The 25,389-nt window shown below is 64.4% G+C and carries 17 protein-coding genes; 11 read left to right on the top strand and 6 right to left on the bottom strand.

Features of this window, described 5'->3' with window-relative positions; translation table 11 throughout:
- Positions 1-59: 59 nt before the first annotated feature.
- Complete coding sequence (gene adh, locus IG169_RS19425; RefSeq protein WP_428982272.1) at positions 60-1,574, top strand: aldehyde dehydrogenase; 1,515 nt, start codon at positions 60-62, stop codon at positions 1,572-1,574.
- 65 nt (positions 1,575-1,639) lie between these two features.
- Positions 1,640-2,011 (top strand): DUF779 domain-containing protein, encoded by a 372-nt coding sequence (locus IG169_RS19420; RefSeq protein WP_193177917.1) that lies wholly within the window; start codon positions 1,640-1,642, stop codon positions 2,009-2,011.
- A 45-nt stretch (positions 2,012-2,056) separates the two neighbouring features.
- Here IG169_RS19420 and IG169_RS19415 read toward each other — a convergent pair whose 3' ends face one another.
- Positions 2,057-5,107 carry a hypothetical protein gene (locus tag IG169_RS19415; RefSeq protein ID WP_193177916.1) on the bottom strand — a complete coding sequence of 1,017 codons (3,051 nt, stop codon included), beginning with the start codon at positions 5,105-5,107 and terminating at the stop codon, positions 2,057-2,059.
- Between the two features lie 290 nt (positions 5,108-5,397).
- Here IG169_RS19415 and IG169_RS19410 point away from each other — a divergent pair, with 290 nt between their 5' ends.
- Positions 5,398-6,246, top strand: coding sequence for a hypothetical protein (locus IG169_RS19410; RefSeq protein WP_193177915.1), 849 nt, complete (start codon positions 5,398-5,400; stop codon positions 6,244-6,246).
- Between the two features lie 25 nt (positions 6,247-6,271).
- Here IG169_RS19410 and IG169_RS19405 read toward each other — a convergent pair whose 3' ends face one another.
- Entirely contained in the window at positions 6,272-9,655 is a 3,384-nt protein-coding gene (locus IG169_RS19405) for an SIS domain-containing protein (protein ID WP_193177914.1), read from the bottom strand.
- Between the two features lie 533 nt (positions 9,656-10,188).
- Between IG169_RS19405 and IG169_RS19400 the strand changes: the two genes are divergently transcribed.
- The gene (locus tag IG169_RS19400) at positions 10,189-11,598 is read left to right on the top strand and encodes a M20/M25/M40 family metallo-hydrolase (RefSeq protein ID WP_193177913.1); all 1,410 of its coding nucleotides are present in this window, start codon (positions 10,189-10,191) and stop codon (positions 11,596-11,598) included.
- Positions 11,599-11,621: 23 nt separating this feature from the next.
- Here IG169_RS19400 and IG169_RS19395 read toward each other — a convergent pair whose 3' ends face one another.
- Positions 11,622-12,470 (bottom strand): LysR family transcriptional regulator, encoded by an 849-nt coding sequence (locus IG169_RS19395; RefSeq protein ID WP_193177912.1) that lies wholly within the window; start codon positions 12,468-12,470, stop codon positions 11,622-11,624.
- Positions 12,471-12,571: 101 nt separating this feature from the next.
- On the opposite strand from IG169_RS19395, the gene IG169_RS19390 reads away from it, so the two are divergent.
- Positions 12,572-13,507: an NAD(P)-dependent oxidoreductase gene (locus tag IG169_RS19390; protein WP_193177911.1), complete on the top strand. Its 936-nt coding sequence runs from the start codon at positions 12,572-12,574 to the stop codon at positions 13,505-13,507.
- 146 nt (positions 13,508-13,653) lie between these two features.
- Here IG169_RS19390 and IG169_RS19385 read toward each other — a convergent pair whose 3' ends face one another.
- Positions 13,654-15,009, bottom strand: coding sequence for a ferredoxin reductase family protein (locus IG169_RS19385; RefSeq protein WP_193177910.1), 1,356 nt, complete (start codon positions 15,007-15,009; stop codon positions 13,654-13,656).
- A gap of 266 nt (positions 15,010-15,275) precedes the next feature.
- Between IG169_RS19385 and IG169_RS19380 the strand changes: the two genes are divergently transcribed.
- Entirely contained in the window at positions 15,276-17,549 is a 2,274-nt protein-coding gene (locus IG169_RS19380) for a transglycosylase domain-containing protein (RefSeq protein WP_193177909.1), read from the top strand.
- Positions 17,550-17,609: 60 nt separating this feature from the next.
- Positions 17,610-18,314 (top strand): hypothetical protein, encoded by a 705-nt coding sequence (locus IG169_RS19375; RefSeq protein WP_193177908.1) that lies wholly within the window; start codon positions 17,610-17,612, stop codon positions 18,312-18,314.
- A 7-nt stretch (positions 18,315-18,321) separates the two neighbouring features.
- Here IG169_RS19375 and IG169_RS19370 read toward each other — a convergent pair whose 3' ends face one another.
- Together IG169_RS19370 and IG169_RS19365 are read right to left on the bottom strand one after the other, a co-directional pair.
- Positions 18,322-18,561, bottom strand: coding sequence for a hypothetical protein (locus tag IG169_RS19370; protein WP_193177907.1), 240 nt, complete (start codon positions 18,559-18,561; stop codon positions 18,322-18,324).
- A gap of 2 nt (positions 18,562-18,563) precedes the next feature.
- On the bottom strand, positions 18,564-20,693 hold the full coding sequence (locus IG169_RS19365; protein WP_193177906.1) for a tetratricopeptide repeat-containing sulfotransferase family protein: 2,130 nt from the start codon (positions 20,691-20,693) through the stop codon (positions 18,564-18,566).
- A gap of 245 nt (positions 20,694-20,938) precedes the next feature.
- Between IG169_RS19365 and dnaK the strand changes: the two genes are divergently transcribed.
- The 4 genes from dnaK (at position 20,939) to IG169_RS19345 (ending at position 25,388) form a co-directional block, all read left to right on the top strand.
- Complete coding sequence (dnaK, locus tag IG169_RS19360; RefSeq protein ID WP_193177905.1) at positions 20,939-22,870, top strand: molecular chaperone DnaK; 1,932 nt, start codon at positions 20,939-20,941, stop codon at positions 22,868-22,870.
- A gap of 72 nt (positions 22,871-22,942) precedes the next feature.
- A complete protein-coding gene (dnaJ, locus tag IG169_RS19355; RefSeq protein ID WP_193177904.1) occupies positions 22,943-24,073 on the top strand; it encodes a molecular chaperone DnaJ in 1,131 nt (376 codons plus the stop codon).
- On the top strand, positions 24,063-24,713 hold the full coding sequence (locus IG169_RS19350; protein ID WP_210326107.1) for a class I SAM-dependent methyltransferase: 651 nt from the start codon (positions 24,063-24,065) through the stop codon (positions 24,711-24,713). The genes dnaJ and IG169_RS19350 overlap by 11 nt, the downstream gene beginning before the upstream one ends.
- Positions 24,714-24,803: 90 nt before the next feature.
- On the top strand, positions 24,804-25,388 hold the full coding sequence (locus tag IG169_RS19345) for an NAD(P)H-dependent oxidoreductase (RefSeq protein ID WP_193177903.1): 585 nt from the start codon (positions 24,804-24,806) through the stop codon (positions 25,386-25,388).
- Position 25,389: the final 1 nt, after the last annotated feature.

Raw genomic sequence — 25,389 nt, 5'->3', positions numbered from 1 at the left:
GCATATGGACCGGCACACCGGAACGGTCCGGTTCCAGGAGGAGTATATCCATGAATGTCATGACCAGCCCCGAAGCGGGCCAGTTCGTTTCGCCCTTCAAGTCGCGCTACGAAAATTTTATTGGCGGCAAATTCGTCGCGCCGGTCAACGGCCGCTATTTCGAGAACACGACGCCGATCACCGGCCAGGTGATCTGCGAGATCGCGCGCTCCGATGCCGATGACATCAATCTCGCGCTCGACGCCGCGCACGCCGCCAGGGATGCCTGGGGCAGGACCTCGCCGACCGAGCGGGCCCAGGCGCTGCTCAAGATCGCCGACATCATGGAGGCCAATCTCGACCATCTCGCAACTTGCGAGACTTGGGACAATGGCAAGGCGATCCGCGAGACCATGGCCGCCGACCTGCCGCTGGCAGTCGATCATTTCCGCTATTTCGCCGGTGTCCTGCGTGCCCAGGAAGGCACGATGAGCGAACTCGACGACGACACGGTCGCCTATCACTTTCACGAGCCGCTGGGTGTGGTCGGCCAGATCATTCCCTGGAACTTCCCGCTTCTGATGGCGGTGTGGAAGCTCGCGCCCGCGCTGGCCGCCGGCAATTGCGTGGTCCTCAAGCCCGCGGAGCAGACGCCTGCAGCGATCATGGTCTTCGCCGAACTGATCGCCGACGTGCTGCCTGCCGGCGTCCTGAACATCGTCAACGGGTTCGGAATCGAAGCGGGCAAGCCGCTGGCGTCCTCGCCGCGCATCGCCAAGATCGCCTTTACCGGCGAGACGACCACCGGCCGGCTGATCATGCAATACGCGACCGAAAACCTGATCCCGGTCACGCTGGAACTGGGCGGCAAGTCGCCGAACATCTTCCACAAGGACGTGATGCGCGAGGACGACGCCTTTCTCGACAAGGCGATCGAGGGATTTGTCATGTTCGCGCTCAATCAGGGCGAGGTCTGTACCTGTCCGTCGCGCGCGCTGATCCACGAAGATATCTATGACGCCTTCATCGAGCGCGCGATCCGGCGCACCGAGGCCATCGTCATGGGCGACCCCCGCGCTGCGGGGACGATGATGGGCGCGCAGGCTTCCGAGGAGCAGAAGGAGAAAATCCTCTCCTATCTCGACATCGGCCGCCAGGAAGGCGCCGAGGTGCTGACCGGCGGCGGCGAGGCCGATCTGGGCGGCGAGTTGTCGGGCGGCTACTACATCAAGCCGACAATCTTTCGCGGCAACAACAAGATGCGCATCTTCCAGGAGGAGATCTTCGGCCCGGTCGTTTCGGTGACCACATTCAAGGACGAGGACGAGGCGCTCTCGATCGCCAACGACACGCTTTACGGCCTCGGCGCCGGCGTCTGGTCGCGCGACCAGAACACCTGCTACCGCTTCGGCCGGGCCATTCAGGCCGGCCGGGTCTGGGTCAACAATTACCACGCCTATCCGGCGCACGCGGCGTTCGGCGGCTACAAGCAGTCGGGCATCGGACGCGAGACCCACAAGATGATGCTCGACCACTATCAGCAGACCAAGAACATGCTGGTCAGCTACAATCCGAACAAGCTCGGCTTCTTCTGATTGCTTCCTCCCAGGAAGCACGGGGCCTCGAAAGAGGCCCCGCCATCCACCGAACGGAGGGTGCCATGACCGAGCAGCCGAATCGCGTCGAGGCGACCGACGCCGCGCGCGCCCTGATCGCCGAAATCCGGCGGGACCATCCCGACATCCTCTTTCATCAGTCCGGCGGTTGCTGCAACGGATCCTCGCCGATGTGCTATCCCGCGTCCGATTTCCATATCGGAAGCGGAGACGTGAAACTCGGGGAGGTCGACGGCGTTCCCGTCTATATTTCAGGCCCGCAATTCGAGGTCTGGAAATACACGCAACTCATTCTCGATGTCGTACCCGGGAGAGGCGGGATGTTCTCGCTCGACAACGGACGCGAGAAGCGCTTTCTCGCCCGCGCCCGCGTTTTCACGGCGGAAGAACGTGTTCTTCTCGAAGGCGCCGCCTGAGCGGGTGAAATCGTACATCTTCCGGCGCCCGGTCTTTCCGGAACGTCAGACCGGCGCGATCTCGTCCTGCGTTTGCGTGTTGCGCACGGTCACCCGCCGCATCAGGTCCGGGGCCTTCGCCCAGTCCGGCTTGCGATGCGGTGGCCGGCGCGACAGTTTCAGGACGACGCTCGTGCGCTGCAACTGATCCTGCGGGATCTCCCCGTCGGTCACCGGTTCGCCGTCGACGCAGACGACCCATTGTCCGCTCGGCAATGGCAGCAGGAAGCCCAGCGTCAGCAGGTTTAGCCCCGGCTCCTCCAGCACATGAACGCCGGTCAGCAGGTTGCCGGCAGGATTGCCGCCCGCCGGCATGCGGGCGATTCGGCGCGCCTGGGCGAGCGAATATTGCGCCTCGGCCTCCGCCCGCACGACTTCTGCCGCGCTCTTGCGGACTTCCTGCGCCCGCATCTCTTCGGAATAGGGCTCGGTGCTCGGGCGCGATCCGACGAGCGCGTCGAGATAGAGGCCGCCGGATGCGATCAGCAGGTCCGAGCCTTTGCCCGTGTCGCCGCCGAGCGGCGCCGACGCCAGTTCGATCTCCTGCAGGCCGGCTTCGACCTGTGCGATCCGTTTGTCGAGGGCCGCCTGGTCGACCGGCGCGGCGCTCATGAGGCCCTTTTTCGCCGCGGGCGCGGCGCGCGCCGGCCCGAAGATCGTTTCCGCCAGGTGGCTTGCCATCTTCACGACATTGCTGGACCCGCCGAGCGTTTCCGGCGCCTTCAAGGCGCTGAGCGGCCCGGTATCGCCATTGCCCCAGGCCGCCGCGTCCTCTTCGCCCGCGCCGTCTTGCGCCGGAGCAGCCAGATATTCCATTTCCAGTTGCCGCAGGACCGTGTCGAGGATCGTGCTCTGGTACTGCGCCATCGCTGACGGCGCGTTGTTGAACGGCAACGGCGTGCGCTTGAACATGTCGAGCATCTCGCCGATCCGGTCCGGCCGGAAGGTGCGGGTCTCGTAGACGCCGCTGCCCGCGATCAGCTCCACGCCCGACGTCACCCCGAAGCTGATAGTCTCGACGAACAGCCCCGTAGCATAGCGGTTGTAGACCCGGTAGAACATCAGGTTCAGCGTCCGGCCCTTGTTGATGTTCGACATCCTGATGACCGTGCTGTCGCTGGTCGACACGGTCGTCGTCGTGCTGCTCGTGGTGCTGACGTCGAGCCGGGCCTTCTTGCTGATCGAGGTCGCCGCCTTCTTGGCCACCTTGTTCATCGACTGGTTGAAGCTCTTCAGCGTGTCGGACGCACCGTAACTGAATTTCGATGACACCGATCCGGTGATCGCGCCGCCGAGCGGGCCTCCGGCCGATGCCTCCTGGCTTCCTTCCGCATGGGCGCTGAACTCGTTTTCCGTGCGCGCGATCGTTTCCATCTCGGTCGCCATGTCGGTGGTCGACGAGGAATTGAGCTCGCTGACCGAGGTGCGCGTCTCGCTGCTTGCACGCTCCTCCTGGAAGGATTGGGTGATGCTGATTTCGCGCTCCTCGCCCGGCGCGAGGTTGATCGCGTTCACCAGTTCGCCGAGCTCGGTTCCCTTCCATGCGGTGCGGTAGCTGAGCGCCTCCTCGATGAAGAGGCGCGGCAGCCGGCTCGGCAGGATGCCGGGCAAGGGCCGCTCGAAGATGTTGTAGGCGACGACGGGGCGTTCGATGGAAAAGCCCTGTTCGTAGACCGGCAGCATCGCCACGCATTTGCGCCGGTAATCCTCGTCAAGGTCGCACCGCGTCATCACACCGGCGAGCGACATGCCGTCATCCGTCAGGTAGCCCGCCGGCGTTTCGTTGAAGACGAACACTTCCCGGCCTTGCGAGCGAATTTCCAGTACCCGTTTGCTGAGCGGGTCCGTCAGCGTGTCGACCTTCTGGTAGTCCTTGACGATCTTGGACCTGGTTTCCGTATAGGTCGTCGTCCGCTTCTCGGTCTTGCCGCCGAACAGCCGCTTGAAGCCGTAGACGATGCTCTCGCCGATATTGCGAACGATCGATTTCTCGTGCGTCACCGTGTAGGCGCATGCCCGCTTGAACGTCGTGTAGAGCTCGCCCGCCACCACGTCCTTGTCTTCGCCATCGGGAAACTTGACGCTCATCCCGTAGACGGCCGGTTCGCTTTCCGTGGCCGGCGTGGTCACCCTCATGTCCGGCTCGTCGCCGAGAAAAAGCAGATAGCCCATCTGCGCCGCCTGCCGCTTCAACTGCAGCAGGCTCCGCCGGATCCTGTACGGTCCGAGGCGGATGCTGACATAGCGCGCCTGCACGGCGTCCATCGCCTCGAAATTGAGGTCCGGGCCGGCCCCCTGTTCGAGAATGCCGTCCAACGCGCCGGCCGCCTTCGCGCTCGCCGCCGTCACGACTTCCTGCATGATCTTCAATTCGCGAAAGCGGCGCTCGATAAAGATTGCGCGCAGATCCAGTTCCTCGAACCGGGTCTGGCTGTCGGCGACGTCGGCTTCCGACGCGAAGACCATCGTTGCGGCCTCGGCCCGGTTCTCCCAGAAATCGGCATAGCCCTCTGGCGTCGCGACATCCCCTGCCTTGCCGTCCTCCTCCGTCGTCTCGATCAGGTAGTGGCGTCCCGAGACGCCGTGCCGGAGGACGATGCCCGCGGTGACCGGCTCGCCTTTCGGCACGGTCTTGTCGTCCTCGGTGACTTCGCCGTAGCTGAAGAAGGTCGCGGCGTTGTCGCCGGATCCGGGCAGGATCGTGATCAATCCGTCGTCGACCAGTTTTTGCAGGTCTTCCGCGGCGGGTTTCGGGCGGTCTCCGTCCCACCATGACCGTTCGAAATAGGACCGCAGCGGCGCCGTGCCGGTCATCGCCCCGTCCTTGTGGCGGCCCATCGCCTCGATCAGCGCGGCCCAGGGCAGGTCGACCTCGCGCACCCGGTCGAACGCCAGCGTCGGTGGCGCGTCGGCGAGGCTTCCCGGCAGGTTCATCTCCAGCCGGGTCGCCAACGCGGTGTTGCCGGTGTTGGCTCCGCCCAGAATATCGGCGCGGCGCGGAATCGACTCGAAGATGGACGCATCCGCGGCCATGTATTGGTCATGCGTCTCGTTCATCGCGCCGCTCCCTGATCAGTTTACCGGCTCTCCGTGCACGCCTCTTTTGTTTTTGTGATTTTAGTTGACGTAGGGTAATCATACTCGAACCGCTTTTTGCGCGATGTCAAGGAAAGGAGGCGGGGTTCGCCTCAACTTGTATTTCTTTGCAATAACTTGAGGTTAACGAAGTCTGAACGGGTGGGAATCAATTCAGGCGATTGCCCTGCTGTAACGACTGTGGCAGGCCTCGAATGGCCGGCTTGTTGTTAAAAGCCTACACTAGGTAAAAAAACCGGCGAAGAGCAGGGATGATCGGCGGAAACACAGCGGGAAGGCTCCCCATTGTCGCTGCTCTAGTGTTAGGAGGGGCAATCGCTGTCGCATCCGCGCAGAAACATGACGACCTGGTCGCTTTGAACCTCCCGCCATCCGAGAAGCCGTATCGCGAACTGCCGGCACTGGAAACCAACAGCGCGAATGAAGTCCGCACCGTGGTCAGGACGGGTGAGGAAGCGGGTATTACGCAGATCGCGAGCCTCGTCCGCCGGTCCAGTTTCGAAGAGCAATGGGCTTACATCCCCGATATCGAAACCTGGATCGAGGTCGGTTTCCATGAGCTGGCCCTGCCAGACGATTCCGAGGTCGAGGTCGACGCGGATTATCTGGAACACATCGTCGAGACCTACACGGTTGTCCACATCTATCACTTTCATCCGGAGACATATTATGCGGCTGCCGGTTGGGAGTACGGGATACTGCCGCTGGATTATCCCGCCGCCGAGATCCCTCGGCATGAATTGTTGCCGGTCGCGTTTGCGCTTCCCAGCCTTGCCGATGTCGCAACCTCTATTCAGCTTTCCGAACTCGCGTTCGCGAACAATCCCGAAGCCGAATTACGGTTCTTCGCCGTCAGCCCGCACGGGGTTGCCGCATATGGTCCGACGCGCGAAGGCCTGAAGGCCATCCACTTCGAGGCCGGCTATCCGCTGGCCGCCACCGTGCCGACGATCTTGACGGATATGACGGTCCGCAGGAGCGAGTACAATATCTCAAGAACCATTGGCGTACTGAAACATCCGACGATCGGAGACGTGATCGAGGACCTTTGCCGGCAGTTTTCGGGACGTCTCTACACGGTCGCCTTCCGTCCGTTTTGACGGACAGGACCGGCGATCGCTGTTCTCACGCGCTCTGTCGTTCGTCCTGGCTGAGCGCGGGATCGAAAACCTTCGGGCGGAAGACCACGTTTTCCGGCTTTTCGCGCGAGATCTGGCGCGCCAGCGCGGCCGCGGCGTCCTCGCCGAAGCTCTGTTCCCATTCGCGCAGCACCGGCTTGTACGTGCCGAGCGCCTGCATCGCCGCCGTCTTCTGTTCGCGCGAGGCATGCGCCTGCAGCTTGACCGCGAAGCACACCAGCCCGTCGACCTCGGAATAGGAAGCGTTGTTGACCGGCACCGCGATCACCTCCGCCTCGCCGAGGAATCCGGCATGCAGCGTGTGGTCGTCGAGCGTCGAGCCGAGCACGCCGAGCGGCTTGCAAGGGCTGCCATAGGCCGAAAGCGCCGGCGAGGGCGCGGCGCCCGAAAGCTGAACGCGCGGCCCGTCCTTGCCCTGCGAGACCTGCAGCAGCGCCGTCCACTCGATCTCGTCGATAAGCCGAGAGATCGCGGCCAGTATCTTGCGGTTGTCGAAGGTCAGGCGCGAGTCGGAAATGCCGAGCGCCGCCAGGTTGTCGCGGATCGCCGGCGACAGTGCGTCTTCCGGGCGGCTGGTGCCGACGGTGACGGTCTTGGCCTGGTGGCGGATCGTGTCGATCGGCCGCGACGTTTCCTCGAAGATGTGGCGCACCGCGCCGAGCGCGGATCCGGCGACTTCGCGTGCCGTCGCCGCATCCTTGGCGCGACCGAGATTGCGGCCGAGCTTCGCCAGCGTGGCGAGGTCGCTGGCGCCGAGACCCGAATTGAAGGCGCCGGCCGCGCCCTCGTCGATGAAGGCATCGAGCTTTTCAAGCAGCGCGCCGGTATCCGCGCCCGGGTCCCCCATGGCGACATGACCGAGATCGGCGAGAATCGTCTTCAGCAGTTGCGCCGCCCGGTCGATGGCGCGCGCCGCGTGGAAGCCGAAAATGTGGCCGGCCACCGTCGCCAGAACGAAGGCGAGGTCGCCGCCGATCTTCGGCAGCGCGATCACCCGCTCGGCATATTCCGAAAAGGCATCGGCGTCCGCGCCCTCGGTGGCGAAGACGATCGGCTTGCCGTTATGCGCCTTGAAGATCGCGACTTCCTTGACCACGTCGCCGACGAGATCGCCGGGCAGGTCGTTGGCGACGACCAGCGTCAGCGGCTCGGTCGACAGGTCGATATGTTTCTTGTCCTCGGTGTAGTCGACCGGGATCGACTTGTAGCAGAGCTCCGACAATTTGATGCGGATTTCCAGCGCCGCGATGTGGTTGACGCCTGAGCCGGTCACCGCCCAGTAGCGCGCCTGCGGCGCAAATGTGTTGGCGCATTCCGCGATCTGCTCTTCCTTGCCCAGTACTTGGTCGATCAGCCCCGGTAGCCGTTCCAGTTCCCCCATCTCGTAGGCGATCTCGACATCGGTCATCGTGTTGAGCGCATCGGCGAGGAACAGCGCCGTCAGCTTGCCGGCGGTCAACTGCGAATAGAAGGCTTTGGTCGAGGCGACGGACATTTCCACGTCGCGCCCGTCCGAGGTGAACAGCACCGAATCCGCCTTGCGCACCAGGTCGGAATTGCGCCGGTTGACGATGGCGTGGATGGTCGCGCCGCGTTCGCGCGCCAGGTCGACGGCGCGGTTGGTGTCGGTCGTCGTGCCCGATTGCGACACAGCGATCACCAGCGCGTTGCGGAAGTCGTAGGCGTCGATCTCGGCCGACATTTCCGACGAGCGCAGCGCCAGCACCGGAACGGAAAGCCGCGTGTCGCGGCCGAGCGCCCGCTCGATCAGATGCGCGATGCCCACGGCGGCGACGCCGGCGGTGCCCTGGCCGATCACGTAGACGCGCGACACGCCGCGCGCGACCGCCTTGCGCATCGACGCCCAGATATCGGTCGGCAAATCGTCGAAGGCGATCAGGCCGCCGGAGCGGCGGTAGCGTCCGCGCAACGTCTTGGCGACGCTTTCCGGCCCGTCATGGATTTCCTTTTCGAGATAGAAATCGAATGCGCCGCGATAGATGTCGCGTGCGAAGATCTGGATCGGCTCGGGCTTTACGGCGACGGCCGTGCCGTCGGCGACGCCGCGCATTTCCGGTTCGTCGGCATTGCCGGAAAGCCGGATCACCGATCCTCCGGCGATCGAGCGCGCCAGGTTGAACGACGAGCGCGCCACGTTGCACAGCCCGTAGACCTCGGAGGCAAACATCCAGCCGTCGGCGAGCCGCGCGGCATGCAGGCCCTGTCCGGAACCTTTTTGCGCGAGAAAGGCTTCGCCCGGCTGGCTCGGGTCGATGCTGCCCACCGCGATCGACCCGTCGAGGCGGCGCACCGCCGTGCGGAACCGGTCGAGCAGGTCGCCCGCATCGGCGCCCGCGCTGCGATGCGCGATCGGAATGATCTTGGCGTCGGTGGTGATTGCCGGATCGATGGCCATCTGCCGGTTGGTCACCAGTTCGGCGAGCAGTTCGACATGGTTGTCGACATCGCCGTTCAGCGCATACATGGCCCCCAGCGAGATGCCGGTCTGGCTCGTTTCATCCTGTTTCAGCGACGGATTGTGCGGGTGGCAGTTGGCTACCGAGATGACGCCGTGCGACGCCCAGCGCGTGTGCGACAGCACGCTTGCCCGTTTCGCTTCGCCTGCCAGCGCCCACAACAGCCGGTCGCCGCGGATCGCCTCGCGCAGCGCGGCGCCGTTGTCGCCGAGCCGGCCGACGAGATTGGCCGTCTTGTAGACGAAGGTCAGCGTCCGGTTGCCGCCGCCGTTCTCGTGCAGATAAACCGAAAGATGGCCGGCATGCAGCGTCGCGCGCCGCGCGTCGAAGTCGGACTTCAGGTCGTCCGGCAACGCGTCGAGCGCCCCTTCCGGAATCAGGATATGGATGGCGATGCCCGCCGAATCGCGCCCGCGCACTTCCAGCCGGTCATTCGCCCGGAGCACATGTTCGGCGGCGAGCGCCACCTTCATCGCGTTGCCGTCGAGCGAGTTCATCTCGCCCGGCATCAAAGAGACCGCCTCGTCCGTCTGCGCAACGAGTTCCTCGCGGATCTGCCATTCATAGTCGCGCAGGCTCTCGATCAGCGGGTCGAGGTCGGTGCGGCCCTTCTTCGACAGTTCGGTCAGCGTCGCTGTCTGCGCCCTGAAGGCGTCGGCGAGCGCGATCACCCTGGCGCGGAAATCGCCGTCGAAGGCGACCGCCGTCCCGGTGGCAAACGACATCAGGTCGGCGAACCGCTTCTCCAGCATCTCGACGGCTTTTTGCAGCGTGTCGACCGCATCAAGCCCTTCGGGCATGGCGGTCACCTGCGCCGAGAGCGCGCCAAGCCACCCGGTTTCGGCCTGGCTTCGTCCGAAGTCGCCGGTTACGAATCCCGCGATGCCACACATATCAGTCCCCCGAACTTTCGCCGCTGCGGCACGATGATTGCGCGCCCGATTTCGTATCCGTTACTTGAAACGTCCCCGGTCGAATTTTCACAAGCGAAATCAAGCCGTCCGTGCTCACATGTTTTTGCATGCTGTAATGCCGCAATTGCGGCGACAATAACGCCTCTGCGCTGAAAAATCGTTGCTATTGCGGGGAAAAGCAAGGCGCTCGGGCGGATTCGTCACGCAGAGTTAACGGTTGCAATGTGATGCGCCGCCCTGCCCATTTTATGCCACACTCATATGTGAGAAATGGTTAATCGGCATATTGCGCCGATGTCCGGCTAAGGCCCGTCCCCCGCCGATCCGGACAGGTGGCAGCCTAACCCCCCTCTCCAGGCTGCCACTTTTAGGACCTTTTCGCATCGCCGCCGTGTGGTTATCCGCACGGCGGCGATTATTTTTGGTGCCTAGCCGGAACCCGTTTTCCTCCCTTTACATCACGCATTGGAGCGCGCAGGAATCGACCCCGATTCCCAATGGAGGCTTCATCTATGCTGACCGGAAACGCCGGCGATGCCCTTACGCCCGTCCTCAACCGAATCGACGAGAATCTGGCCGACAGCCTGATGCGCGTCTTCGAATTGGTACGCATCCCCTCGATCTCGACCGACCCCGCTTATGCCGGCAAGTGCCGCGAGGCGGCGGAATGGCTCGTTGCCGAGCTGGAGGATATCGGCTTCCAGGCCTCCGTGCGCGATACGCCCGGCCACCCGATGGTCGTCGCCCATCACGACGGCCCGTCGGCGAACGCCCCGCATGTGCTGTTCTACGGCCATTACGACGTCCAGCCGGTCGACCCGATCGAACTATGGGAAACCGATCCCTTCGAGCCCTCGGTCAAGGACGCGCCGGACGGCTCCAAGATCATCACCGGACGCGGAACCGCCGACGACAAGGGCCAACTGATGACCTTCGTCGAGGCCTGCCGCGCCTTCAAGGAGGTTAATGGCGAACTGCCCTGCCGGATCACCATCCTGTTCGAGGGCGAGGAGGAATCCGGGTCGCCGTCGCTGATCCCGTTCCTCCAGGCCAATGCCGAGGAACTGAAGGCCGATTTCGCCCTGATCTGCGACACGGCGATGTGGGATTCCGAAACGCCGGCCATTTCGACCAGCCTGCGCGGTCTCGTCGGCGAGGAGATCACCGTGCAGGCCGCCAGTCGCGATCTGCATTCGGGTTTCTACGGCGGCGCGGCGGCCAATCCGATCCACATTCTCGCGAAGATTCTCGCCGATCTGCATGACGACAATGGTGCCGTCACGGTTCCGCATTTCTACGACGGCGTCGAGGAAACGCCCGCTGACATCCTGCGCCAGTGGGAGGGCCTCGGCCGCACCGCCGACAGCTTCCTGAAGGATATCGGTCTCTCGATCCCTTCCGGCGAAAAGGACCGGTCGGTGCTCGAACTGACCTGGGCGCGGCCGACCGCCGAGGTCAACGGCATCACCGGCGGCTACACCGGCGACGGCTTCAAGACGGTGATCCCGGCCAGGGCGTCGGCGAAGGTCTCCTTCCGGCTCGTCGGCAAGCAGGATCCCGAGGCGATCCGCGCCAATTTCCGCGACTTCGTCAAGGCCCGCATCCCGGCAGACTGTTCCGTCACCTTCGAGGAGCATGGCGGCTCGCCCGGCATCCAGCTGCCCTTCGATTCGCCGGTTCTACAGAAAACCCGCACGGCCCTGTCCGACGAATGGCCCAATCCGGCGCTGATGATCGGCATGGGCGGCTCGATCCCCGTCGCCGGCGACTTCCAGTCGCTGCTCGGCATGGATTCCGTCTTGGTCGGTTTCGGCCTCGCCGACGACCGGCTGCATTCGCCGAACGAGAAATACGCGCTGAAAAGCTTCCACAAGGGCCAGCGCTCCTGGGCGCGCATCCTGGCGGCGCTGGCGGCGAGATAACCGGGCCAGCGCCTGTCTTGTGCCTATTGGTGGCCGTAGAGGCGGGCGATCTGCATCGAAACGAGCTTCACGGCTTCCGGGATGGCGCCGGCACGCCGCAGAATCTGGATACAGGTCTTCGGAAGCGGCGGCAGCCCGGCTGTCAGGACGCGCAAGCCCGGCGGGATCGTGCCATCGGCCATGATGGTAACACTCAGGCCTGAAACGACGGCGCTCTGGATCACCTGTCCACTGACGCTGCTGAGTGCCTCTCTGTAGCGCACGCCATTCTTGGCCAGCGTGGCAGTCGCCGCCTTCCGGAATGCGCAGCCCTCCGGATAGAAGGCGATCGGCAGGTCCTGCCTCTCGGGCAGGACGAAGTCGGGGGCCGCGACCCATTGCAGCTTCGGCTCGGCGAGGATCGTGGCGCCCGGCACTGGCTCTTCCGTCGTGACGATCGCGATGTCGAGGCTGCGCGCGTCGATGCGCTGGCGAAGCCGGGCGCTCAATTCGCAGACGATGTTCAGCTCGATTGCCTCGTATGTCTTGCGCAGGCGAGTGAGCAGTTGCGGAAGCATCGGCACCGCGTAGTCTTCCGCGATCCCGAGCCGCACGCTTCCCGCCACTTTCTGGTGCCGTAGCTGGTCGATCATGCGGTCGTGCAGGTCGATGATCGCGCGCGCCTGCGGGAGAAGGTCCCGGCCGACTTGTGTCAGCGTCACCCGGTGATAGCCGCGCTCGAACAGCACCGCCCCGACCTGCCTCTCCAGCATTTTGATGCGCAGCGACATTGTGGCCTGGGAACAGCCCAGCCAGTCCGCGGCTTTCGAGAAACTGCCTTCGCCGGATACGGCGAGGAAGGAGCGCAGCAGCTTGGTGTCGACATCGATCATGGCAGCATAGATATCTTTAATAATTCATATTGATCAATCTCGTTTTAGCAATGTCTGGCCTGTCGTTTATCCTGTGCCCCGATTGGCGAAGGGAGCGGCGTATGAAAGTCGGATTTATCGGCCTCGGCACCATGGGCGGCAATGCTGCCCGCAATATTCGCCGCGCGGGATTCGATCTCTGCGTCCATGACCTTCGCCGCGAGGCGGGCGCGCCTCTGGAAGAGATGGGCGCCATTTGGGTCGACAGCCCCCGCGAAATGATCGACCGGGTCGATTGCGTCGTCTCGATGGTCTTCGGCCCGCCGCACCTCGAACAGGTGTTGAAGGGTGAAAACGGTCTGATCCATGGCGATTGCGGCGACAAGCTCTGGATCGACCTGACGACCTCGTCACCGTCCTTCATGCGCGAAATGATAAAGGATTTCGTCGCCCGGGGCGGCAGGCCGGTGGACGCACCGGTGACGGGCTCGGTCGATGCGGCCATCCGTGGCGACATGCCGATGTTCGTCGGCGGCGAGGATGCCCATGTCGAGCAGGCGCGGCCGGTCATCGAGGCGATGGGCGAACTGCGCAAGGTCGGCAAATACGGTAATGGGTATGTCGCCAAGCTGGTCAATAACCAGCTCTGGAAAATCCATGCCGCGGCGATCGGCGAGGCCATGGTCTGTGCGAAGAAGGCCGGCCTGGAGCCGGAGGTCTGGTGGCAGGTCATGAAGGGCGGCGCCGCCGACAGTTTCGTGATGCAGCACGATGTCCCGTCGATCTTTGCCGGACACTACGATCCTTCCTTCCCGCTCAAGCTGTGCCTGAAGGATCTCGGTCTGATCGAGGAGTTGATGAACCAGACCGGCACGCGGTCGGAATTGACTGATGCCTGCCATGCCCGTTTCACGGAATCCGGCGAGCGTTACGGCGTTGACGCGGGTGAGATGTCGGTCTGCCGCCTGATCGAGGACGATGCAGGGGTCGAATTGCGTGTCGCCGGCGATTGGGTGGCGCCATGGGAGGTAACGCACGACTCCGAAAGAAAGGCCTGATGGCCGCTACGTCGCAGCATTCGAGATGCAGGGGCCGCCTGCGAACCGGCAAGCGCTGGCGACGGGAAATTTATCCCGTCGTCGGCAACATGATCCTCGCGGTCGATTGATCCCGGCCGCCCGGGTCTGTGCGGCCGCGGCGCTGTTCAGCGCATGGCGAACAGTTCCTGGTGGAAGTGCTTCGCAACGTCGAACCCCTGTGCCTCGAAATCCTTGCGCAGCGCTTCGCCGAAACCGGACGGGCCGCAGAACCAGATGCTGGCTTCGCGCCAGTTCGGCACTTTGGCGCGGATGCGGTCGCCGGTCAGACGTCCGTCGCGCTCGTCGATGAGAACGTGAAGCCGCACCTTTGCCTCCGATGCGTCGGCCGCCAGTTTGCGGAGCGCTTCCTCGTCGACATCCATCGTGGTGTGAAACAGATCGGCCGTCTTCGCGTTCGAGCCGGGCTTTCCGGCGCCGCTCTGCAGCGCGATGTGTTTCATGTGGGCGACGAACGGCGTGATGCCGATTCCGCCGCCGATCCAGATCTGGTGCGGACGGTCGTCATCGAAGGTGAAGCAGCCGTAAGGTCCTTCGATCTTCATGGCCTGCCCCGCGTGAAGCTTCTCGCGCAGGCGGCTGGTGTGATCGCCCAATTCCTTGGTGATGAAGGTGATGCGCGGATCCTTGTCGTTCCAGCCGGACGCGATCGTGTAGGGATGCGCTCCTTCCGAGAGATCCGACGTCGCGAAGGCGAACTGGCCCGGTTTGTGGCCCGGCCAGCCATGCGGGACCTCGATCTCGGTCTCAAGGACTTTCACGCCCGGATAATACTGGGTCGAGGCGATCGTGCCGCGAACCTGCCGGGTGACGCCCACCCGCCGGATCAGCACCACGACGGCGGCCCATGTTCCGTAAGCGAGCAGCACGGCCATGACCGCGCCGATCGGCGATGTCCAGTAGTCGAAGCTCGTCAGGACCACGCTGTGATATGCAAGCACCAGATACGCGACGGCCAGTAGGCGGTGCGTCTTGTAGAAATAGTGGTAGGGAAAATACTTGATCAGCGCGAGGGCGATCAGGATGACCGCCGCATAGAAGGCCCATTCCCCGAGGCCTTCCGCCGTTCCCCGTTGGGTCGCGAAGAAGGCCTCGACCGGATTTTCGATTGCCGGGCGCGCCCCGCGTGTCGGACGCGCGATCCAGCCGAAGCCCACCCCCCACTTGGCGCCCTGGCTCCACAGCCAGTGGATCACGGCCACGATCAGCCCGGTGATGCCCAGCCATTTGTGCAGGCGGTACATCTTGTCGAGGCCGCCGAACCAGCGTTCCGGCCAGCGCGGGCGCAGCGCCAGGATCATCGCCACGCTCATGGCGCCCATCGCGATGATGCCGCTGTACTGCATCATCATCGCGCGCAGCGCGAAGAAGTTCGCCGGCTGAAAGATGGAAGGTTCTGCAATGAGCCAGAGGATTGTGAGCAGCGCGAGGAGGCCGATCAGGGTTCGGCGGATATTTTGCATGTGAATTCCTTCGGATTTACCCGTTACCCCTCAGTTTCTCAGCTATCCGGCCGGTCTTCCGGACTTCATTGATATCGATCAAGCTTCGCGCCGAAATTCAACTTATCCGGGCATCTTTCATGGCATGCGCTGTCACGGCGGCGGCGGGTCCGCCTTCAGGTCGCAATTTGACCGTTTTCGTTCACCGGTTGTTTACGGCGCCTTAAATCGCCGCATTTACAGTCCAGTTGCCGTCTGACGGCACGAGTAACGGACCGAAATCGCCCATGGCCAGCCGAAAACGCCCAAAAACCCGCGTCGAACCGCGTTTCGACGACGCGCCGCGTTCGCGCCGTTCGGGCGGGCTGTCGGTCACCGACGATGATCGCGCCGCGCCACCGCGCAAGCGCGCAGCCAAGGGCGCGGCCAAAGGAACGGCCAAAGGAACGGCAAGGAAATCGGCCAAGGGCGAGCGCCACAAACCGGCCACGTCCCGCAGGAAGGCGCGGCGCGGTCGCGGTGGCGGCCGCGGTCTGGCGGGCCTTTTCGGCGGCCTCGTCTACTGGACATTCATTTTCGGCATCTGGGGCGGCATCGCCGTCGCCGGCATCGTCGTCTGGTACGGCGCGCAGTTGCCGTCGGCGACGACCTGGGCGATCCCCGACCGGCCGCCCAACGTCAAGATCGTTGCCGTCGACGGCTCGCTGATCGCCAATCGCGGCGCCACCGGCGGTGAGGCGCTCGGCATTCACCAGATGTCGCCTTATATCCCCGAGGCCGTCATCGCCATTGAGGACCGCCGCTTCTATTCGCATTTCGGCGTCGATCCGATTGGTCTTGCCCGCGCCATGGTCACCAACGTCATGGCGGGCCACCTCGTCCAGGGCGGCTCGACGCTAACCCAGCAATTGGCCAAGAACCTGTTCCTGACCGCCGACCGCACCATCGGCCGCAAGGTCCAGGAGGTGCTGCTCGCGCTCTGGCTGGAGCACGAATACACCAAGGATCAGATCCTCGAGATGTATCTCAACCGGGTCTATTTCGGCTCCGGCGCCTATGGTGTCGAAGCGGCTTCCCGGCGCTATTTCAACAAGAGCGCGCGCGACGTGACGCTGCCCGAGGCGGCGCTTCTCGCCGGTCTCCTCAAGGCGCCGTCGCGCCTGTCGCCGGCGCGCAATCCGAAACTGGCCGAGGAGCGCGCCCAGGTCGTCCTCGCCGCGATGCGCGAGCAGGGCCTCGTTTCCGACAGCGAGATGACCGCCGCGATCTCGCATCCGGCCAAGCGCGCAGCTGCCTTCTGGACCGGGTCGCAACATTATGTCGCCGACGCCGTGATGGAGGAACTGCCCTCGCTGATCGGCGAGGTCCGCCAGGACGTCATCGTCGATACCACGGTCGATCTCGTGCTGCAGAAATTCGCCGAAAACGCCATCCACGACCTGATCGCCAAGGAAGGCGAGAAGCGCCATGTCGGCCAGGGCGCGCTCGTCTCCATCGACAACACCGGCGCCGTGCGCGCCATGGTCGGTGGCTACGACTACGCCAACTCGCAATTCGACCGATCCACCGAGGCCAAACGCCAGCCCGGTTCCGCCTTCAAACCCTTCGTCTATGTGACGGCGCTGGAGCAGGGCCGCACGCCGGATTCGGTGCGCAACGACGCGCCGGTCAAGATCGGCAAGTGGACGCCGGACAATTACGGCGGCAAGTATTACGGCCCGGTGACGCTGGAGACGGCGCTGTCGAAATCGCTGAACTCGGTTGCCGCGCAGCTCATCATGGAGACGGGCGCGAAGAACGTCGTCGAGACCGCGCACCGCATGGGCATCGTCTCCGATCTCGAGCCCAACGCCTCGCTGGCACTCGGCACCTCCGAGGTCACGCTGATGGAGTTGACCTCGGCCTATGTGCCCTTCGCCAATGGCGGCTACCGGGCCAGGCCTTACATCATCAAGCGCGTGACGACGCTCAAGGGCAAGGTCCTCTACGAGCAGACCGCCGACAATATGAGCCGCGCGATCTCGCCGCAGATCGCCGGCGAGATGAACCGGATGATGGAAAAGACCCTGACCGACGGGACCGCCCGCGCCGCCATGATCGATCGTCCGGCCGCCGGCAAGACCGGCACCAGCCAGAGATCGCGCGACGCATGGTTCATCGGCTACACCGCCAATCTCACCACCGGCGTCTGGTTCGGCAACGACGACGGTTCGCCGACCAATCATGTCACCGGCGGCTCGTTGCCCGCACGGGCCTGGAAGGCCTTCATGGAAAAGGCGCATGAGGGCGTGCCCGTCGCGCCGTTGCCCGGCACCACCGGCAGGGTCGCGACCCCGGTTGCCCGTCCGAGGAACATCCCCGTAACGCGTCCTGCGGAGGCCGTCGCTGGCGGCAACCAGGGCAGGGCGGCAAACGGCACGGCTGTCTCGCGCAATCTCTTCCCGCCCAAGCCAGACGGCACCACGACATCCTCGACCGGCGTCCCGCGCCCGAAGGTCGGTGTCGGCCAGGATTCGGGCGGCGGCGGCAAGACGGTGCTGGAAATCCTGCTGGGGCGGTAAAGCCATGGACGCGTTGGCGCGCCACCGCACTTCGCTTACCCTTCGCGCATGAGCGCCTCGTTGGAACCCACATCGCGCAATCGTCTGGACCTTGTCGTCATCGCGGTGTTTTCGATCTGCGCCGTCGTCGCGGCAGCGGCGCTGGCCGGCGATCCCGCCGTCCCCTTCGCCAATTTTTTCGGCCCGATCCCGCCGGTGACGGCAACGCTGATCGTCGTGGCCGTCGCGGCGGTCGCGCACATCGCGTTGCGCGCGTTGGATGCGTTCCACCCGCTGCGCGCCGGAACCCTGCACCGGGGTTTCGTCGTCGCCGCCCTTGCCGCGCCGGTCCTCGCGGTCCCGACGGTCATCGCCGACCTGACATGGAAATTCCCGCCCGGCATAAATGTCGCGCCGCCGCAGGCATTCCTGTTCTATCCGTTGATGGGCTACGTGGCCGAGACCGCGTTTCACCTCGTGCCGCTTTCGCTCGTCCTCCTGGCCGCGCGTCTCGTGACCGGCGCCAGGCCGTCAGGCCGGATCGTGTGGGTGGCGATCGGGGTCGCCGCGCTCGTCGAGCCGGTCTTTCAGGCGTCCGGGATATTCGGCACCGGGTCGGTCGTGGCGCTCGAGATCTTCATGCTCGCGCATCTGACGCTGTTCAGCATCGTGCTGCTGGTACTCTATCGCCGTTATGGCTTCGTGACCGCCTTTGCCTTCCGCATAGTCTACTACCTTGTCTGGCACATTCTCTGGGGCACGGCGCGGCTTCAGATCCTGTTCTGAAGGTGGCTCATCCCAGTCCCTCGATCAGCGGGCCGAGATGGTTCTCGTATTTCCGCCAGGCTTTAGATCTGCCGGAATGGAGCTTCTCGCGCACCTGCGCCGAACTCGCGGTGGTCACCATGCGCTTGTTGTCGGGAAACCGGTCCAGCACCGAGCGATAAAGCCTTTCCGCCTCGCCGGCCGCGCCCTTTCGGGCAAACGACTTCGCCTTGCGCAGCGCCTGGTCCACCGAGAGCGTCGCCGCCATGCTCAGTAGCCCCACGTCCTGGCCCAGGAGTCGAGCAGCGGATAGACCGGTTCGAGTTGCGCGCGGTAGTTTTCCCAGCGCCCGGCAGCCTGCCGGTGGAGTTTTTCGGTAACCTGATTGTAGCTCGGTGTGTTGATGTGGCCGCGTGCCAGCGCGGTCTCGCGGTAATTGAGCAGCGCGTCGTTCCATTCGAGGCCGAGGAACGCCAGCACCGGCCTCGCCGTGGCTTCGAGATCGCCGATCAGTTCCTCGTAGCGCACTTCCTGCACGTCCAGCGGCAGCACGTTGCGATAGGCCGACCACAGCCGCATCACGCGGTCGTAAAGCGTCGCGCTCGATTCCAGGTCGAGGAAATTGGCCATCGCGTCGTTCAGCCGGAAGCTCTGCATGTAGCAGCTCAGCACGCAGTCGCAGGGATGGCGCAGCGCCATGATGAATTTCGCGTCCGGGAAGACGCGGTGGATCAGCCCCGCGGAAATGATGTTCAGCGGCAGCTTGTCGATGACGGTTCGCTCCCCGTCGCCCGTATGCTTGTCGAGTTCCGCGAAATAGGCCTCGCGCAGCGTGCGGATTTCATCACGCGTCATCGCTTCCAGCCGGTCGCAGCCGGCGGCGCCGCCGATCAGGCCCTTCATCCGCGCGACCATCGGCATTTCCTCGACGACCGCGATATCCGGGTGGCTGCGCAGGATCGTGTCGAGCAGCGTCGTGCCGGAGCGCGGAAAGCCGACGAGGAATGCCGGTGACGACCGGCCTTTCGACGGTTCGTCCTGCCAGGGCTTTTCGCTGACCGCGGCAAACGACGCCGTCAGCGCTTCGATGTCGTGCCGGTAGCGGACGGGATCGCACTGGCGCGCCGCCGGCTGGGACGCGACGAAATCGTTGGCCGCCGCGAAAGCCCGGAACGCGGCCTCGGCGTCGCCGAGCTTGTCGCAACTCTTGCCGAGCAGCGTCAGCCGCCCTTCCGTCATCGCCGGCGAATGGCCGTCTTCGGGTATCTTTTCGAGATACAGCCGCGCCGTCGCCTGATCCTTGTCGCGCGCGGCAAGCTGCGCGATCCGGTACAAGATCCGCGGATCGGCTTCGCCGACGGCCGCGCGCGCCCGTTGCAGCGCCGCGCGGAACGCATCGACCCGGTTCAGCCGGTCGAGGATATCCAGCAAATTGTTGTGTGCGCCGAGGTGCTTCGGAGCAAGGCCGATGGCGGTTTCCAGGCTCTCGATCGCCGCGTCGTGTTCGCCGCGCGCGTCGAGCGCACGCGCGAGGTTCACATGCGCCTGCGCGTTGTCCGGCGCGAGGCCGACCGCCGTCCGGCAGCTTGTCTCGCCTTCCGTTGCCTGCCCGAGCGTGGTCAGGGCCAGCCCGAGATTGCTGTGCGCCCCGGCGAAATCGGGATTTGCTGCGATGGCGGCGCGGTAGCTCTCCACTGCGCCTTGCGCGTCGCCGAGCCCGTTCAGGGCTGTGCCGAGATTGTTGTGCGCGGCTGCGCAGCCGGGGTCGATCCGGATCGCGCGGCGGTAATGCGTCGCCGCGTCCTCGAACCGCCCGAGCGCCGTTAGCGCGTTGCCGAGCGCGTTGTGCGCTTCGGTGAAGTCCGGCTTCTGCGCCACGGCGTTCTGCAGCACTGGCACCGCTTCTCCCGGCTGGCCGGTCGCGTTCAGCGCGTCGCCGAGATGCATCAGCGCTTCCGGAAATTCCGGCCTGAGCGCGACGGCCCGGCGATAGGCCCCGATCGCCTGCTGCGTCTCGCCGAGCGCGGCCAGGATCGCGCCCTGCAGGTGATGCAGGGACGGCACGTTCGGATGCCGGGCGACCAGCCTGTTGGCCTGAGTGAGCGCGTCGCCGAATTGCCCCTGATTGTACAGCGCCAGAAGGCCGTTCGCCTCTTCCTGCGTCAGCGCTTGCGCCTTCGGGCGGGCCTGCGGCACGTGCAGCGCAGCCAGCCCGTCGATGGCGCGCTTGTTGTTCGGGAAATTTTCGAGCACCCACCGATAGGCTGCCTGCGCCTCGCCGAGGGTGCCCTTCCTGGTCAGGATTTTGGCTTTGCGCAAGGCCTGGTCGACGGAAGAAAACTGGACGGTCATCGTTTTGGTACGGGTCTGCTCCTGCGGATAGGGTGGGAAACCCATCATGGCGGCATGACCTTGCCCGAACCTCACGGTGCGGCGGATGGCGGGCCGTGGCCCCGAACTGTGGAACTTTCCGGTGAAAGCGTCGATTTTCGCGCGGCTTGCAGTCTTGCAGGCGCAAAATCCGCTTCTTATATACGCCGCAACGCCGACGCATGTCCTGCGGCGACGAAAGTAAATCCGGAAACAGGGACCGCTGATGGAATGCCGGAACGGGTCCGGGCGGTCTGCTTAGGAGAGGTAATAAAATGGCAAAAGTTATTGGTATCGACCTTGGAACGACCAACTCCTGCGTCGCCGTCATGGACGGCAAGGACGCCAAGGTCATCGAGAATTCCGAAGGCGCGCGCACCACGCCGTCCATGGTGGCATTTTCCGATGATGGCGAACGCCTCGTCGGCCAGCCGGCCAAGCGCCAGGCGGTCACCAACCCGGAAGGCACCCTGTTTGCCGTCAAGCGCCTGATCGGCCGCCGCTACTCCGATCCCACCGTCGAAAAAGACAAGAAGATGGTGCCCTACAAGATCGTCGAGGGCGGCAATGGCGACGCGTGGGTTGAAGTCTCCGGCGACAAATATTCGCCGTCGCAGATCTCCGCCATGGTCCTTCAGAAGATGAAGGAAACCGCCGAGGCATATCTCGGCGAGAAGGTCGAACAGGCCGTCATCACCGTTCCCGCATATTTCAACGACGCCCAGCGTCAGGCCACCAAGGACGCCGGCAAGATCGCCGGGCTTGAAGTCCTGCGCATCATCAACGAGCCGACCGCTGCCGCGCTCGCCTACGGTCTCGACAAGAACGAAGGCAAGACCATCGCCGTCTACGACCTTGGCGGCGGCACCTTCGACGTTTCCGTCCTCGAGATCGGCGACGGCGTCTTCGAGGTGAAGTCGACCAACGGCGACACCTTCCTCGGCGGCGAAGACTTCGACATGCGCCTGGTCGACTATCTCGCGACCGAGTTCAAGAAGGACCAGGGCATCGACCTGAAGAACGACAAGCTCGCCCTGCAGCGCCTCAAGGAGGCGTCTGAAAAGGCGAAGATCGAGCTGTCGTCCTCGACCCAGACCGAGATCAACCTGCCCTTCATCACCGCCGACGCGTCTGGTCCGAAGCACCTGACGCTGAAGCTGACGCGCGCCAAGTTCGAGAGCCTCGTCGAGGATCTCGTCAACCGCACCATCGAACCGATGAAGGCAGCGCTCAAGGACGCGGGCATGAAGGCCGGCGAAATCGACGAGGTCGTCCTCGTCGGCGGCATGACACGCATGCCCAAGGTTCAGGAAGTCGTCAAGCAGTTCTTCGGCAAGGACCCGCACAAGGGCGTGAACCCGGATGAGGTCGTCGCGCTCGGCGCCGCCATCCAGGCCGGCGTCCTGCAGGGCGACGTCAAGGACGTGCTGCTGCTCGACGTCACGCCGCTGTCGCTCGGCATCGAGACGCTCGGCGGCGTGTTCACCCGCCTGATCGACCGCAACACGACGATCCCGACCAAGAAGGGCCAGACCTTCTCGACGGCCGAGGACAACCAGAACGCGGTGACGATCCGGGTTTTCCAGGGTGAGCGTGAAATGGCGGCCGACAACAAGATTCTCGGCCAGTTCGATCTCGTCGGCATTCCGCCGGCGCCGCGTGGCGTGCCGCAGATCGAGGTCACCTTCGATATCGACGCCAACGGCATCGTCAATGTCTCGGCCAAGGACAAGGGCACCGGCAAGGAGCACCAGATCCGCATCCAGGCATCGGGCGGCCTGTCCGACGACGAGATCGAGAAGATGGTCAAGGACGCCGAGGCCAATGCCGAGACCGACAAGGCGCGCCGCGCCGCCGTCGAGGCCAAGAACCATGCCGAGAGCCTGATCGACACCACCGAGAAGTCTCTCAAGGATTATGGCGACAAGATTTCCGACGAGGACCGCAAGGCCATCGAGGACGGGATCGCCGACCTGAAGGAAGCCGTTGGTGCCGAGACGCCGGACGCCGAGGCCATCACGGCCAGGACGCAGACGCTCTCGGAGGCCGCCATGAAGCTTGGCCAGGCCATGTACGAGGCCCAGCAGGCCGAGGAAGAGGCCGCCGCCGAGGCTGACGCCGCCTCCGACGCGGCCAAGGACGACGACGTTGTCGATGCCGATTTCGAGGAAATCGACGACGATGACGACCAGAAGAAATCTGCCTGATCCGGCGATGAAAGCCAGTTCCTCCCGCGCCCGGCGCGGGAGGACATTCCGTTGAGGGGATAGCGGCAGACCATGGCCAAGGCCGATTTTTACGAAACGCTCGGGGTCTCGCGCGAGGCGGATGAAAAGGCGCTGAAAAGCGCCTACCGCAAGCTTGCCATGCAGTTCCACCCGGATCGCAATCCGGGCGACGAGAACGCGGAAGCGAAATTCAAGGAAGTCAACGAGGCCTACGAGACCCTGAAGGACCCGCAGAAACGCGCGGCCTACGACCGTTTCGGCCACGCCGCCTTCGAGAATGGCGGCATGGGCGGCGCGGGCGCGGGATTTGGCGCGGCCGGCGGTTTTTCCGACATTTTCGAGGATATCTTCGGCGAGATGATGGGCGGCGGACGCTCCCGCAGGGGCGGTGGCCGCGAACGTGGCGCGGATCTGCGCTACAATATGGAAATCACGCTCGAGGAAGCCTATGCCGGCAAGACGGCGCAGGTCCGCGTGCCGTCGTCGATCACCTGCGAGGTCTGCTCCGGCTCCGGCGCCACGCCGGGCTCCGAGCCGGTCACCTGCTCGACCTGCGGCGGAGCGGGGCGCGTCCGCGCCGCTTCCGGTTTCTTCTCCATCGAACGTACCTGTCCGGCCTGTAACGGCCGCGGCCAGACGATCGAGGACCCCTGCACCAACTGCCACGGCGAGGGCCGTGTCATCCAGGAGCGCTCGCTCTCGGTCAACATTCCGGCCGGCATCGAGGACGGCACCCGCATCCGTCTCGCCGGCGAGGGCGAGGCCGGTTTCCGCGGCGGTCCGGCGGGTGATCTCTACATCTTCATTTCCGTCAAGCCGCACGAGTTTTTCCAGCGCGACGGCTCCGATCTTTACTGCAAGGTGCCGATTTCGATGACCAAGGCCGCGCTCGGCGGCCAGTTCGAGGTCGCGACCATGGACGGCGCCTATGCGCGCGTGAAGGTGCCGGAAGGCACCCAGTCCGGCCGCCAGTTCCGCCTCAAGGGCAAGGGCATGCCGGTGTTGCGCCAGGCCCAGATGGGCGACCTCTACATCCAGATTACCGTGGAAACGCCACAAAACCTGTCGAAACGCCAGCGCGAACTGCTTCAGGAGTTTGACTCTATCTCGGCGACGGAAAACAATCCGCAGTCCACGGGGTTCTTCACCCGCATGAAGGAATTTTTCGACCTTGGCGACTGACGGCTATCCACCCGCCCTGCAACCCAAACCGGTGAAACTGTCCCGGAAGACGGTGATCAAGGCGCGATTTGTCGATCAGGTCAAATTTCTCGGAACCGTCATCAGAGCGCCGCGTGCGGTCGGGGCAATTGCGCCGACGCATCAGGAAACGGCCCGGCTGATCGCGTCCAATATCGATACGGCCTCCGGCCTGCCGGTCCTCGAACTTGGCCCCGGCACCGGCGCGATCACCGAGGCGATCTTCAACACCGGCCTGCCGGCGGACCGCCTCTATGCGATCGAATATTCGGCCCCTTTTTGCCGCCATCTCCAGGAAAAATTTCCCGGCGCGCATTTCCTGCAGGGCGATGCCTTCAATTTTCAGGCCGCGCTCGATGCCGCCTTCAAGACGGACGCGCCGAACCGTTTCGACTGCGTGATTTCCGGCCTGCCGCTGCTCAATTTCCCGAAGGAAAAGCGTTTTGAACTGTTCAACGCGGCCATGGACGCCGTGGCGCCGGGGCGGCCATTCGTGCAATTTTCCTACGGCATTCTGCCGCCGGTTCCCGTCGACGAGCGGGAATTTGCCGTCACGCGCTCTTCGTGGATATTCCGCAACCTGCCGCCCGCCCGCGTCTGGGTCTATCGCCGCAAGGTTTGACGCCGTTGCGGTTGCCGGCTGGAATACCGTTCGGCCGCCGGGAAAGCGCCCGGCTTCCGGGTGGCGCGTAGCTTCAACGGAGCGGGACCAGTGCAGACACCGAAAATCCTCGTCTTCGCCGGATCGATCCGCATCGGCTCCTTCAACCGGCAACTGGCCCAGGCGGCCGCCAAGACGCTGGCGCTGATGGAAGCGGACGTCACGCTGATCGATCTCGCCGATTATCCGCTGCCGCTTGTCGACGAAAATCTCAGGAAAGACGAGGGCATTCCCGAAAACGCGCTGAAGCTGGCGCGCCTCCTGGAGGCCCATGACGCGCTGTTCATCGCTAGCCCGGAATACAACGCCTCCATCCCGCCGCTGGTCAAGAACACCATCGACTGGGTCAGCCTGGTCGACCATGACCGCCAGCACCGCATCCGGGCCTTTGCCGGGCTGACGGTGGCGCTCGGCGCCGCGTCCGACGGCCGTCTCGGCGGCATCCGCTGCCTCTATCACCTGCGCGCCGTCATGATGAATGTCGGAACCCAGGTCGTCTCCGAGCAGGTGTCGATCTTCGGCGCGGCCTCGGCCTTTGGCGAAGACGGCATGCCGACGGAAGAGCGCCAGGTGGCGATGCTCGACAGGACCTGCAAGGCGCTGATCGAATATTGCACGCCCGGCCGCGGGCGCTGAC

The organism is Oricola nitratireducens (assembly GCF_014904745.1).
Lineage (GTDB): Bacteria > Pseudomonadota > Alphaproteobacteria > Rhizobiales > Rhizobiaceae > Oricola > Oricola nitratireducens.
This window is presented reverse-complemented; position numbering and strand designations above follow the sequence as displayed.